Here is a 12,992-nt window from a genome sequence, read left to right as displayed (position 1 = left end):
ATCCAGACTCGAAAACACAGACCCCTTCTGGTCTTGGCAAGCAGTTGAAATTTCTAGCCCGGCAAATCGATCCCGCAAGTCTCTGGGACGTAAGCCGCAGCGAACAGGAATCCGATCACGCACAAAACAGCATAAGCTAAAAAAATGCCACTAGGGCCAAGCAATTGAAAGATATTTAAAAAAAGCAATGTGACGATAATATTAAACCCCCAGCAGCTTGCCGCTGCCAAACTTGTACCTAAGCCACGCACATTGAATGGAAAAATTTCTGCGATCATCAACCACATGATCGGTCCCAAACTCATTGCGAATGAAGCGATATAAATCATCATCCCACCGAAGGCAATCCATTTCAGTTGGCTCGAATGCACACCTAGGTAAAAGGCGATGCTCAAACCACTCAAGCCCAAAGTCATGCCCAACAAGCCAACCAATAATAAAGGGCGACGACCCAAGCGATCGATTAACAACAAAAAAAGAAGTGTAAAAATAATATTGGCGATGCCGATACCAAAGGTTGCCAACATCGCAACCGTGTGACTCTGAAATCCTGCCATTTCAAATACCGTCGGTGCAAAATAAATAATTGTATTAATGCCTGTACATTGCTGAAAAAAAGCCAACCCAATACCTACAATTAATGCTGAATGCCCAAACGGCTGAAATAATTCACGCCAGTTAACATGATTTTTTTTGCGATGCGCTGCCCATTCGGGGCTATTTGGCACAAACAGCATTCCGATAAACAACACCATTGCCGGCACAACACCTAAACCTAACATCCATCGCCATTGCCCACCCTGCTTCGCATAATAGGCGTCTAAAATATAAGCCATCACAATACCGATCGTAATCGCTAACTGATTAAATGACACCAACAGGCCGCGAGATTTTGCCGGTGCTATTTCAGCGATATATAATGGTGCCGTAAATGATGAAATGCCAATGGCAATCCCTAAAATTGTTCTGGACATTATTAACGACGCTGATGATGTTGCCAAAAAGGATCCAACCGTGCCAATCAAAAAAATTAATGCCGCGAGAATTAATAACCAACGGCGCCCCCAACAATCTGCCAATCGTCCGCTGACAAGACAACCCAAAAAAGCTCCAACTATAATACTGTGGATGACAAAATGATTGCCCCAAGGCGATAGAATAAATTCATCGTTAATGTAAAGAATCGCACCAGAGATAACGCCGGTTTCATAACCGAGCAACACGCCAGACACCGCCGCGATGCTGGCAATTAAGATCAGCGTGGATAGATGTTCTGTGGCCAACGATTGGCTTAACTCTTCCTGCATCCTTGCGCGCCTCTTGGTAGCATTTTTCGCTCAGCTCATTTATTATTGCACAATGAGCATCAAACGAATACTACAAACAGCCCCCATCATTCCCATTATTACCGTGCACGATTTGGATCATGTGATTCCACTGGTTAAGGCGATCACGGCTGGTGGTATTAACACGCTGGAAGTGACATTACGCACTCCGTTAGCGCTCGATGCAGTTGCCCAAATGGAACTCGAATTTCCCAATGCCGTCATTGGCGTTGGCACGGTTACAAACGTTGAACACATCGAAGACATTCAATCCCTCGGTGTTTCATTCATTGTCAGTCCGGGCATTAATGCAACATTGATTGAAGCCGCCAAAAAAGCCGGAATCCCATATTTACCTGCTGTCGCAACACCCTCGGATATTTTAATCGCAAGAGAACATTACCTGACGGAATTAAAATTCTTTCCCGCCGAACAAGCCGGCGGCATTAAAATGCTAAAACAATACGCTAATGTTTTCCCAGATATTCACTTTTGTGCAACCGGCGGCATTGATGCTAAAAATTTAGCTGAATATTTATCATTACCGAATGTTCTCAGCGTCGGTGGTTCTTGGCTTGCACCGCAAGCATTAATCACGGCTGGTGAGTGGGAAAAAATTACAGCTTTAACTCAGGAAGCCGTCGCTCTAGCAGCAGGAATTAAGAATTCTTAGCCGTCAGAAAATGTTACCTTTCTCATATTGGCAAACAATCAAAACTCATTAGAGTTTTACGAAGTATAGAAAATAGTGGAGAACAATTTATGGTATTAACACCGTCCATCATGATACCCCTTGGCACTAAAGCACCAAGTTTTACCTTGCCAGACACCGTCTCTGGAAAAAAAATGAGCTTAAATGAATTAAAGTCAGATAAAGCGACCGTAATTATGTTTATTTGTAATCACTGTCCGTTCGTTAAACATATTCAACACGGCTTAGTCGAAATTGCAGACGACTACCAACCCAAGGGAATTAAATTTATCGCCATTAGCGCTAATGACGTCGCAAACTATCCCGAAGACAGTCCTGCAAAAATGAAACAAGAAGCACAGACCGCTGGATATACTTTCCCCTACCTTTACGATGAAACGCAAACGGTTGCAAAAGCATACGACGCAGCCTGCACACCCGATTTTTTTATTTTTGATCACAATTTATCGCTGGTGTATCGCGGGCGGTTCGATGACGCAACACCAGGACGCAATGTACCTGTCACTGGAAAAGACATGCGTGCGGCACTTGATAATATTTTAGCCAGCGCACCCGTCGATCCAAATCAAATCCCAAGTCAGGGTTGTAACATTAAGTGGAAAGAGTAATAATACCCCCTCTCGTTTGATAAAAGGATTGTAACTATCAACAAAGGGATTGAACGATGTCGCGAGATAACCACTTTGGGAATGAACCGCTATCTGATTATTATTACTACATCGAAGCTTTTGCTTCTTACCTTAATTCATTTCATCAAGCTCACTGGGATTTGCAATCAAAATCAAAATTTGTTTCTATTCAAGCGTGTCGCGATGCTCGTGATAGATTATTGCCATCCCTGTCAATAATCGACTCGCAATACGCGACAACTTAAATAGCCGCGGACGTCCTCGTCGCCCGCGCTCCGCGACCTCACGGCTCGACTACGCACGGGCTCTCAAATGACTTGACGGCTCGTAAAGATTTTTTGCAGTCGCTTACGCTCGGCAAAAAATCCGAGCCTACCGCGGAATACGCGCCTTCGCTTCGCTCTCCATGGCGCGCATCGTTCGAATCCCCTAAAATACCCCGCATTCCAATCAAAACTGTTATTCTACACTTAAATAATCATTTAAAACTGTCTTTTCCTCACATGGTTCACGCTACCATCTATATTTCACGACTCCTTTCAATGAGTGATCAAACTCAATCTCCCATCTATCTTCATAGACTCACCTGTGACCGCCTACTCATAGTTAGCCTTGCACTCGCTATGGAACATCTCGATGGCCAATATCTTGAAAATTTAGATTTAGCAAAAATCAGTGACATTACAACAGAGGAATTAAATACACTCAAATCTAAATCGCTTGGTTTGCTTGGAAACAACTTGAATGTCTCCTCTAAAGAATATGAACAACAAGTTCGTTGCATCTTATCAAGGCTTATAAAGTTTGATTTTTTCAAACCTTTCTTGAAAACATCATCTGATGAAAAAATTATCCCAAAAACAACGACAAAGAATACCTTATGAATTTAAACTTATTAAAAAGGATTTCAACATGTCGCGAGAATCTCAAAGTTCTACGGATAAAAATTTTACGGATGGACCCTTAACTCCTCTTGAAAAAAAAGTATTTGCTTTTTTCTTTCAAAACCTTTTTGAAAAAGGTTCACGCTTACAAGCACAAAGTTCTTTTCTCTCCATTTTTCAATATAAGCCACTATCCATCTCAGTAGAAAATTATATCGATAACCTCGAAAAATCTGACGTCACCTTTTCTCATATGGTCTTGGCAGTTATATATATTTTGAGATTACATACTACTTCTTGTAACATCAAGCGCCCTATCTACATTCACCCTCTTACAATTGCTTATTTACTACCAACAGCTTTAACATTAGCCCAAAAATATCTTGACGATATGGCAACGTACAACATCGATATGGCCCATGCCGCATGCATCCCTCTACCTATAATGAATAAACTTGAACGTGAAATGCTTTTCACGATGCAAGGTAATCTCTATGTCTCACCTTCTTATTATCAAACTATAATCAGAGGTGTTTTTTCAGAATACAACTCGCAGGCTAGCAGTTTTAAGATTCTCCCTAAATCCTCCCTGCCCCCAGATAGACGACTAACTGACTCCGATATTGCTACATTTAACCTCAGTTCTGGATAACTGCGTATAAATTATTCTTTATATTGTTGGTTTTTATTCCTGGTTTGTTTGGTCGCCAAGAATAGGCAATTAGCGCTGCAAGGGTATTGACTAAAAAATTAATCGGACTACGATGACGCGAATGCTCAACATGATACAAGTTTTTCAACTGATCGATAATCGTTTCTACGATGCCACGTTGTTTTAGGAAAAACTTTTCAAATGCAGAAAGCATTTTGTTCTTCATATTTTTACGGACTTTTGTCACAAATTTTAAATCGTGTTTTGCCAAATCGTCCGCAAGATCTTTTCCAAGATACCCTTTATCGCCAGCGCCCAACCCCTTTAAATTAGCCATTAATTTTCTAACAACAGCGCGATCATCCACGTTCCCTTTCGTTAAACAAAAACGGATTAATTCCCCTTGATGATTAATCACAATATGTAGTTTAAAGCCGTAAACCCAGCCCATTGTGCTTTTACTGCGTTTAGCAATGCCTTTGAAAACCTTGTTTCGATAAATTCGTTTATTGTGGCATACGCGTAGTGTAGTTGAGTCAATATAATACAATCCCGTGTGTTTGCCCTTTCTCGAAAGCAAATAGGCGGCGAGCATCATTAGCGCTGCTGATTGGCAGGCGACAAAACGTGTGTAACTCAGCGCCGTAGGAAAATACTTCTTCATGTCTTGTAAAACACATCCACAATAAAAATCCTTAAATGTGCGATAGTGACTCATTTGAAACAACACAATGATGGTGCCAATTTCAGACAAGCTCATTTGCATCGCTCGATCTCGTTTTCTGTCTGGGTTCGGTAGCAAATACTTTGATTGACCTTTCAAATAATCCTTGCAAAAATCATCCATATCACAAAAAATCTCCGTGACCGGTGCCAACATGATTAACTCCTGTTACATTATTTAGCTGTAATTTTGGAGCTAAATTTTAGCGGTTCCGGTCTTTTTTTCAATTATTTCATTCACTTATTCCTTTTCTTATACAGAACTCAGGTTACATTTAGTCATTATTTTGAAATCCTGTATCCATCCGGCAATTGTCTTCAATCCAAAAGCAATTTTCTTTCTATTTTCCACTGCGCCACCAAGCCTTCCTATACAATCCGAGATTATATCGAACATTTAAATTGACCTTCCCCCTAAACTAGTACCAGGACACCGATGAGATATTCATGTTAAGCAGCCTGTTTCGCAAATTCAATAGGCGGCATATAATTTAATGAACTGTGTGGTCTTTTAGTATTGTAGTGCTTTCTCCATTGGTTGATTTCATGTCGGGCTTCTTCAATTGAACGAAACCAGTGTTGATTTAAACATTCGTTGCGGAACTTGCCATTTAAGCTTTCAACAAACGCATTCTGAGTTGGCTTTCCAGGTTGAATGAAAGGAAGTGTGTCGCGATGCTCGTGATAGATTATTGGCATCCCTGTCAATAATCGACTCGCAATACGCGACAACCTAAATAGCCGCGGACGTCCCCGTCGACAGCGCTCCGCGACCTCGCGGCCGACTGCGCACTGTCTCCAGATGACTCGACGCCGCCTACAGATTTTTGCCACTCGCTACGCTGCCTACGGAACTCCGTTCCTTCGGCACTCCGCTCTGTCAAAAATCGGCGGCTGCCGCGGAATACTCGCCATCGGCTTCGCCTCTCCATGGCTCGCATCGCAAGCTTGGTTTTGTTTTCCCTGGACCAAAAGAACATTGCTTTGCTTGTAAACTCTGTACCATTATCACAAACAATTTGTTTTGGCAGCCTGCGTTGCTCACTAAGCTCTGCTAGGAAGCGTGCCACCTGACGTCCTGATATAGAAAATGCTGTTAGCTGGCCAATAAGTTCACGATTAAAATCATCGATAATGTTTAGCACACGAAAACGCCTTCCATTGGCCAGCTGATCGTAAACAAAATCCATCGACCAACGCTCATTTCTCTGAGTCGGTGATGACATCACTAATCGTAGTCGCTGTATTTTTTTACGCTTTTTTGTACGCACCTGGAGCTTTTCTTCTTTGTAAATCCGGTAGGTTTTTTTCTTATTCATGACAAGCCCCTCTGCTTTTAAGAGGCTGTGAAGCATTAAATAACCATACCGAGAATACTGAGCTGCCAATTCTTTTAATCGAGCTCTAATCAACTCGTCTCGTCGCTTTTTGGGTCCGTAACGGTAAGCCGTTCGACTTAGCCCGACTAGCTTGCAGGCCATTCGTTCACTCAGCTTAAAGGCGCTCATTAAGTGACAAACAACCTGCTTCTTGCTAGCAGGCGTTACCACTTTTTTGAAACAACATCCTTGAGCGCTTCATTTTCTAACATCTTTTCAGCCAGCAGCTTTTTTAACTTATTGTTCTCGGACTCCAGCTCTCGCAGGCGCTTAGCTTCGTTAACCTCTAGGCCAGCATACTTGCTACGCCAATTGTAAAAAGTACCGCCAGATATGCCTAAGCGACGGCACAGGTCTTCCACCTTAGCGCCACTTTCATGCTCTTTGATCGCTTTAATGATTTGTTCTTCTGTATAACGTTTTTTCATGTTGAGATCTCCTCGGTCGTAGAATAATTGGAAATCTCATCCATGTCATGGTGTTAAGTTTGCAAGCGTGTCGCGATGCTCGTGATAGATTATTGCCATCCCTGTCAATAATCGACTCGCAATACGCGACAACTTAAATAGCCGCGGACGTCCTCGTCGCCCGCGCTCCGCGACCTCACGGCTCGACTACGCACGGGCTCTCAAATGACTTGACGGCTCGTAAAGATTTTTTGCAGTCGCTTACGCTCGGCAAAAAATCCGAGCCTACCGCGGAATACGCGCCTTCGCTTCGCTCTCCATGGCGCGCATCGGGGGAAAGGTCAAAATTATTATTGTCACCTGACTCTTTATAAAATGCTTTTAGCGACTAATTACATTTACCACCTACATTCAAATACGTTTAACACTAAAAATCCGATTTATATTCACGAATTCACCGTGCATCGTTTATTGCTAGCCGCTCTAGTATTGGTACTGAGACAACATTATCAGGATATATCACCAGAAACTCTCAACCGTGCCCTAACACGAATTAGCTGTGTTACAGAAGGTGAAATCCAAAAACTCTCTGATGAAATGGAGATTTACTGTAACTATGCTCAAACTACACTATCAGATTATGAGTCTCTCCATGAGCAGGTATTCTCAGAGACTATAAAACATACTATTTTTAAGATGCTTGACAGCAATCCTTCGCTCACTGACTCGATAGCGCCTAACGAAAACGAAGCAGATTACAACTCAGAACCCGGTCTGGTTAAACTGGATTTTCCTTGAGGAAAGTAATTGCGATGTCACTGGATACGAAGTGCTGCACGCTTGAGATTTCTTGCTATTGCTCGAAATGATGTGATTTTTTCCCATCCCTGGTAACGGTTTGGATCCCGGATAATTTTGCATATCCCTATGCAAAATTTCCGGGATGACGAGGTTAGGTTGAGTCATCCACTCTCGAACAGCATTTCAATTGCGGCAAAGAGAAAGAGTCCGTGTTTTAGGGCGACGGACCCTTTCTCGTACTGGCAAGCAATTGAAATTCAAGACTACACGTATTGCACATCGACAATTTCGTACTCATCAGCACCTTTGGGTGTCGTCACTTCAACCACATCTTCGATAAACTTACCGATGAGTTCGCGTGCGATCGGCGAGGTCACTGAGATTTTATTTTCTTTGATATCCGCTTCATCTTCGCCAACAATCTGATAAGTCACTTCATTTTGCGAATTGAGATTGAGCAAGGTAACGGTTGAACCAAAAATTACTTTGCCTTCGTTAGGGATTTGACTGATGTCGATGACGTGACAGTTTGACAACTTCGTTTCAATGTCTTGAATGCGACCTTCAACAAAACCTTGTTGCTCACGTGCAGCATGGTACTCGGCATTTTCTTTTAAATCACCGTGCGCTCGAGCCTCAGCAATCGCCGTGATAATACGTGGGCGCTCAATATTTTTCAGACGTTCCAGTTCTGAGCGGAGTTTTTTTACTCCATTTGCAGTGATCGGTAAAATGCTTTGCATACCACCCTCCTCCGAAATTAATGACAAAAAAGCACGTTGACTATGCCCGTTCGTTGGTAGCGGCAATGCCAGAATGTTTTTCATCTGTTTCAACATTACGCTGGTGCAGATCCTGCAGCCTGTGGATCTCATTTGAACCCTCAGCAATCAACGCCGAGATAGCTGCTTCGGCACCAGCCAAGGTGGTAGTGTAACAAACCTTATGCTGAATCGCACTTCTGCGGATGGTATAAGAATCTTCAATCGCTTGCTCACCCTCGGTGGTATTGACGACGAAACTAATTTCATCGTTTTTGATCATGTCCACAATATGAGGCCTGCCTTCGTTAACTTTGTTTGCAAGCTGGCACTCAATACCTGTCTGTTCAAGCGCCTTAGCGGTTCCACGAGTTGATACGATTGTAAAACCTTCGTCACGCAAACTTCGTGCAACTTTCAAAACGCGTTTTTTATCTGCATCGCGCACACTGACAAACGCACAACCTTCTGTAGGCATGACATCACCTGCACCAAGCCAAGCTTTTGCAAACGCGCGACCCACATGATCAGCGACTCCCATCACTTCACCGGTCGAGCGCATTTCAGGGCCGAGTATTGGATCAACTCCCGCAAATTTATCAAACGGAAAGACTGGCTTTTTCACAGTAAAATACGGTGGAATGCGTTCTTCGACTGTACCTTGTTCTCGTAGGGTGACGCCCACCATACAGCGGGCTGCAATTTTTGCTAATGATAACCCTGTTGCCTTAGCAATAAATGGAACCGTTCGTGAAGCGCGCGGATTTACCTCAAGCACATAAATCTCATCACCTTGAATGGCAAATTGCGCGTTGATCAATCCAATTACGCCTAATTCTTTAGCCAGTTGTCGTACCTGTTCACGCAAACGGTCTTGCAAATCTTTACTTAAACTATGCGGCGGAAATGTACATGATGAGTCACCTGAATGCACGCCCGCTTGCTCAATATGTTCTAAAATGCCACCGATTAATACATCTTGACCATCACAAACCGCATCGACATCCACTTCGATAGCATCATCTAAAAAATGATCCAGCAACAAAGGTTGCTCGGAAGAGACAATCACATCCTGCGTCATGTAGCGCGTTAATTCTTTTTCATGATAAACCACTTTCATGGCGCGCCCGCCCAACACATAAGAAGGTCGCGCAATGAGTGGATAGGCAAATACTTTTGCTAACCGCAGGCCCTCTTCAACACTGCGCACAGTACCATTCGGTGGTTGGCGCAATTCTAATTGATGAATCACTTCTTGGAATCGCTCACGATCTTCTGCACGATCGATGGCATCCGGCGACGTTCCAATAATGGGCACACCGTGTTTCGCCAAGGCTTTTGCGAGTCTCAACGGCGTTTGGCCACCGTATTGTACGATCACACCTTTCGGTTTTTCGATCGCAACGATTTCCAACACATCCTCTAAGGTAAGTGGCTCAAAATACAAGCGATTGGAAATATCATAGTCGGTCGACACCGTTTCCGGGTTACAGTTCACCATAATGCTTTCGTATCCAAGCTCGCGCATAGCCATTGCCGCGTGCACACAACAATAATCAAATTCAATGCCTTGCCCAATACGATTCGGACCACCACCCAACACCATGATTTTTTCATTTTTAGTGGGGAAGCATTCATTTTCTTCGTCGTAAGTCGAATACATATAAGCAGTGTCTGTTGCAAATTCCGCCGCACATGTGTCGACACGTTTATAGACCGGATGGATTTTTAATTTGTGACGATATTTTCGCACTTCCGTTTGTGTCGTTTGCATGAGCTGCGCCAAACGACGATCCGAAAAGCCTTTTTGCTTTAAATAAAATAACTCATCGCGCGATAATTTTTTCAGACGCACTTCTTTGAGTGAGTTTTCAATTTCAACGATCTCTTGAATTTGCACCAAAAACCACGGGTCAATTTTGGAAAAGTCATGCACCTCTTGCAGCCCAAATCCGATTCGGAAGGCATCCGCTACATACCACAAATGATCGGGCCCCGGAAAACGCAACTCGCGTTTTATTTTTTCACGCATCACATCATCTACGTCTTGGCCTTCTTCTAAATTGATTTTAGACTCAAAGCCATAAACACCAATTTCTAAACCACGAATGGCTTTTTGCAACGACTCTTGGAAATTACGACCAATTGCCATGACCTCACCCACCGATTTCATTTGCGTCGTTAAACGCGGCTCGGTCTGGGGAAATTTTTCAAAATTAAAGCGCGGAATTTTTGTCACGACATAATCGATTGTCGGCTCAAAGGATGCTGGCGTGCGATCACCCGTAATTTCATTGCGTAATTCATCGAGCGTATAACCCACTGCTAATTTCGCAGCAACTTTAGCAATCGGAAAACCCGTTGCTTTTGAGGCAAGGGCTGAAGATCGAGAAACGCGTGGATTCATTTCGATAACGATTAAACGCCCATCTTCGGGATTAATCGCAAATTGCACATTCGACCCGCCGGTCTCCACACCAATTTCACGCAAAATTGTAATCGCTGCATCACGTAAGCGTTGATATTCTTTATCAGTTAATGTTTGCGCCGGTGCAACTGTGATGGAATCACCCGTATGGATACCCATCGGGTCTACATTTTCGATGGTGCATACGATAATGCAATTATCTTTTTTATCGCGCACCACTTCTAATTCAAATTCTTTCCAACCGTAAATTGATTCGTCGATTAATATTTCCGTGGTGGGCGATAGCTCCAATCCACGGGTACAAATGTCTTGAAATTCATCACGGTTATAGGCAATACCACCTCCGCTACCACCCAATGTGAATGATGGGCGAATAATCGCTGGAAACCCTACTTTTTCTAAGGTTTCCCACGCCTCTTCCATCGAATGCGCTAAACCCGATTTCGGTGTTTGTAGGCCAATTTTATGCATGGCTTTTTGGAATAATTGGCGATCTTCCGCTTTATCGATAGCTTCACGTGAGGCACCGATCAGCTCCACGCCATATTTTTCTAATACGCCTTCGCGCACTAAACTCAACGCACAATTTAATCCCGTTTGCCCGCCCATCGTGGGTAATAGTGAATCCGGGCGTTCTTTTTCGATAATTTTTGCAATCACTTCCCACGTCACCGGTTCAATATACGTTGCATCGGCGATGTCAGGATCGGTCATGATCGTTGCGGGATTGGAGTTTACCAAAATGACGCGATACCCCTCTTCACGCAAAGCACGACAGGCTTGTGTGCCGGAGTAATCGAATTCGCACGCTTGGCCGATAATAATGGGACCAGCGCCTATGATTAAGATACTTTTTATATCGGTTCTTTTTGGCATAATTCCACGAAGTCTCTAAACATTTCTACAATATCATGAGGGCCCGGGCTTGCTTCTGGATGACCTTGAAACGCCATTGCCGGTACAGTTTTATGTGCAATACCTTGCAAGGTATTATCAAACAATGAGCGATGTGTGATTGCTAAATCACTCGGTAAAGTATTTTCATCTACAGCGAAGCTGTGATTTTGACTGGTAATAAAAACACGTCCCGTTTTTAAATCTTGCACCGGATGGTTTGCACCGTGATGGCCGAATTTCATTTTTACCGTTTTCGCACCACACGCCAGGGCTAATAATTGAAAGCCCAGGCAAATGCCAAATAATGGCACACGCTTTGCCATGAGTTGCTGAATATTTTTGATGGCATAGTCACACGCCGCCGGATCGCCCGGGCCGTTTGACAACAAAACACCGTCCGGCTTTAACGCTAACACATCGGTGAGCGAGGCTTGTGCTGGAACTAATGTAACCCGAAAGCCCTGATCGACTAGAAGCCGTAAAATATTATGTTTAACGCCATAGTCATAGACGACCGCATGAAATTTTTCACGAGGTGTCGATTCCGCGTCACCCGCGAGCGTCAAAGAACCCTCGTGCCAAGGCTCTATTGTTTGCGTGCAAACATCTTTCGCTAAATCTTTATTTTGTAAACCGGGATAAGCCTTGGCTTGTCGAATCGCTTCATCGGCATCGATATGTTCACCCGCTAGGATACACCCGTTTTGCGCACCGGTTGTACGCAAAAGGCGCGTCAGACGTCGGGTATCAACACCGGCAATCGCGACGATGTTTTCCGATTTTAGATATTGTTCGAGCGATTGTTCGGCGCGCCAGTTACTAACGATCGGTGAAGGCTCACGTATGATCAAACCAGCAGCCCATGCACGGTGAGATTCGCAGTCGCTCGGGTTGATTCCCACATTCCCGATATGCGGATAAGTCAGCGTGACTATCTGCTCGGCATAAGAAGGATCGGTGAGAATTTCTTGGTAACCGGTCATCGAGGTGTTGAAGACTACTTCACCAACCGTTTGACCATTTGCACCTAAGGAGAATCCAAAAAACAGTGAGCCGTCGGCTAACGCCAGTACCGCGGGCAATCGCCCATTCTGCGGACCAACTTCACTCATTTTATCTACATGGCTCCGACATAAATTTAAAAGATTAAAACTGGCAACAGGATAAGCGATTACGCCTCGAATGGGAAGGGGAATCCGCAAAATCCTTGTGTAGAATTTCAGTTACAGAGGGTTTGGGTTGACAGAAAATTGTAGCCAAGATAATATTTCCTCTCTATTGAATAGGTTACTCGGCATGAATGAAAGCAGCACCACATTGAAATCCTCTAGACCCACACAGCAAGGGGTTGCTGCGTTTTTGTTGTTCCACAACCACCTTCATCATCATTTCCA

11 protein-coding genes and 3 pseudogenes are annotated in these 12,992 nt (G+C 43.7%); 7 read left to right on the top strand and 7 right to left on the bottom strand.

Translation table 11 applies throughout. The features are described from left to right. Nucleotides 1–53: 53 nt before the first annotated feature. Nucleotides 54–1,307, bottom strand: a complete 1,254-nt coding sequence (locus ACJMKR_RS03410; protein ID WP_423063781.1) for an MFS transporter — start codon at nt 1,305–1,307, stop codon at nt 54–56. A 13-nt stretch (nt 1,308–1,320) separates the two neighbouring features. Between ACJMKR_RS03410 and eda the strand changes: the two genes are divergently transcribed. The 5 genes from eda (at nt 1,321) to ACJMKR_RS03385 (ending at nt 4,202) form a co-directional block, all read left to right on the top strand. Continuing rightward, nucleotides 1,321–1,998, top strand: a complete 678-nt coding sequence (gene eda / locus ACJMKR_RS03405; RefSeq protein ID WP_423063780.1) for a bifunctional 4-hydroxy-2-oxoglutarate aldolase/2-dehydro-3-deoxy-phosphogluconate aldolase — start codon at nt 1,321–1,323, stop codon at nt 1,996–1,998. Nucleotides 1,999–2,087: 89 nt separating this feature from the next. Then, a complete protein-coding gene (locus ACJMKR_RS03400; RefSeq protein WP_423063779.1) occupies nt 2,088–2,645 on the top strand; it encodes a thioredoxin family protein in 558 nt (185 codons plus the stop codon). Nucleotides 2,646–2,701: 56 nt separating this feature from the next. Further along, nucleotides 2,702–2,911, top strand: a complete 210-nt coding sequence (locus ACJMKR_RS03395) for a hypothetical protein (RefSeq protein WP_423063778.1) — start codon at nt 2,702–2,704, stop codon at nt 2,909–2,911. Nucleotides 2,912–2,983: 72 nt separating this feature from the next. After that, nucleotides 2,984–3,550, top strand: a complete 567-nt coding sequence (locus ACJMKR_RS03390; RefSeq protein WP_423063777.1) for a cyclin — start codon at nt 2,984–2,986, stop codon at nt 3,548–3,550. Next, nucleotides 3,507–4,202 (top strand): cyclin family protein, encoded by a 696-nt coding sequence (locus ACJMKR_RS03385; protein ID WP_423063776.1) that lies wholly within the window; start codon nt 3,507–3,509, stop codon nt 4,200–4,202. Before ACJMKR_RS03390 ends, ACJMKR_RS03385 begins: the two co-directional genes overlap by 44 nt. Here ACJMKR_RS03385 and ACJMKR_RS03380 read toward each other — a convergent pair. The 3 genes and pseudogenes from ACJMKR_RS03380 to ACJMKR_RS03370 all read right to left on the bottom strand — a co-directional run. Continuing rightward, nucleotides 4,189–5,082, bottom strand: coding sequence for an IS982 family transposase (locus ACJMKR_RS03380; protein ID WP_423062298.1), 894 nt, complete (start codon nt 5,080–5,082; stop codon nt 4,189–4,191). The two genes, ACJMKR_RS03385 and ACJMKR_RS03380, sit on opposite strands and share 14 nt — an antisense overlap. 293 nt (nt 5,083–5,375) lie before the next feature. Beyond that, nucleotides 5,376–5,606 (bottom strand): annotated as a pseudogene (locus tag ACJMKR_RS03375) (integrase core domain-containing protein); the annotation flags it as partial. A 260-nt stretch (nt 5,607–5,866) separates the two neighbouring features. Further along, nucleotides 5,867–6,732 (bottom strand): annotated as a pseudogene (locus tag ACJMKR_RS03370) (IS3 family transposase); the annotation flags it as partial. 209 nt (nt 6,733–6,941) lie between these two features. On the opposite strand from ACJMKR_RS03370, the gene ACJMKR_RS03365 reads away from it, so the two are divergent. Together ACJMKR_RS03365 and ACJMKR_RS03360 are read left to right on the top strand one after the other, a co-directional pair. Next, nucleotides 6,942–7,085, top strand: a complete 144-nt coding sequence (locus ACJMKR_RS03365; RefSeq protein ID WP_423063775.1) for a hypothetical protein — start codon at nt 6,942–6,944, stop codon at nt 7,083–7,085. A 1-nt stretch (nt 7,086) separates the two neighbouring features. Continuing rightward, nucleotides 7,087–7,509 (top strand): hypothetical protein, encoded by a 423-nt coding sequence (locus ACJMKR_RS03360; RefSeq protein WP_423063774.1) that lies wholly within the window; start codon nt 7,087–7,089, stop codon nt 7,507–7,509. A gap of 266 nt (nt 7,510–7,775) precedes the next feature. Here ACJMKR_RS03360 and greA read toward each other — a convergent pair whose 3' ends face one another. The 3 genes and pseudogenes from greA to carA form a co-directional block, all read right to left on the bottom strand. Beyond that, entirely contained in the window at nt 7,776–8,255 is a 480-nt protein-coding gene (greA, locus tag ACJMKR_RS03355; protein ID WP_423063773.1) for a transcription elongation factor GreA, read from the bottom strand. Between the two features lie 106 nt (nt 8,256–8,361). Continuing rightward, nucleotides 8,362–11,577 (bottom strand): annotated as a pseudogene (carB, locus tag ACJMKR_RS03350) (carbamoyl-phosphate synthase large subunit); the annotation flags it as partial. Next, nucleotides 11,556–12,710 carry a glutamine-hydrolyzing carbamoyl-phosphate synthase small subunit gene (gene carA / locus ACJMKR_RS03345; RefSeq protein WP_423063771.1) on the bottom strand — a complete coding sequence of 385 codons (1,155 nt, stop codon included), beginning with the start codon at nt 12,708–12,710 and terminating at the stop codon, nt 11,556–11,558. The pseudogene carB and the gene carA, both read right to left, overlap by 22 nt. Nucleotides 12,711–12,992: the final 282 nt, after the last annotated feature.

The organism is Candidiatus Paracoxiella cheracis, assembly GCF_049348705.1.
GTDB lineage: Bacteria > Pseudomonadota > Gammaproteobacteria > Coxiellales > Coxiellaceae > Paracoxiella > Paracoxiella cheracis.
Note: the sequence above shows the minus strand (reverse complement) of the source record. Positions and strands in the feature narration are given on the sequence as shown.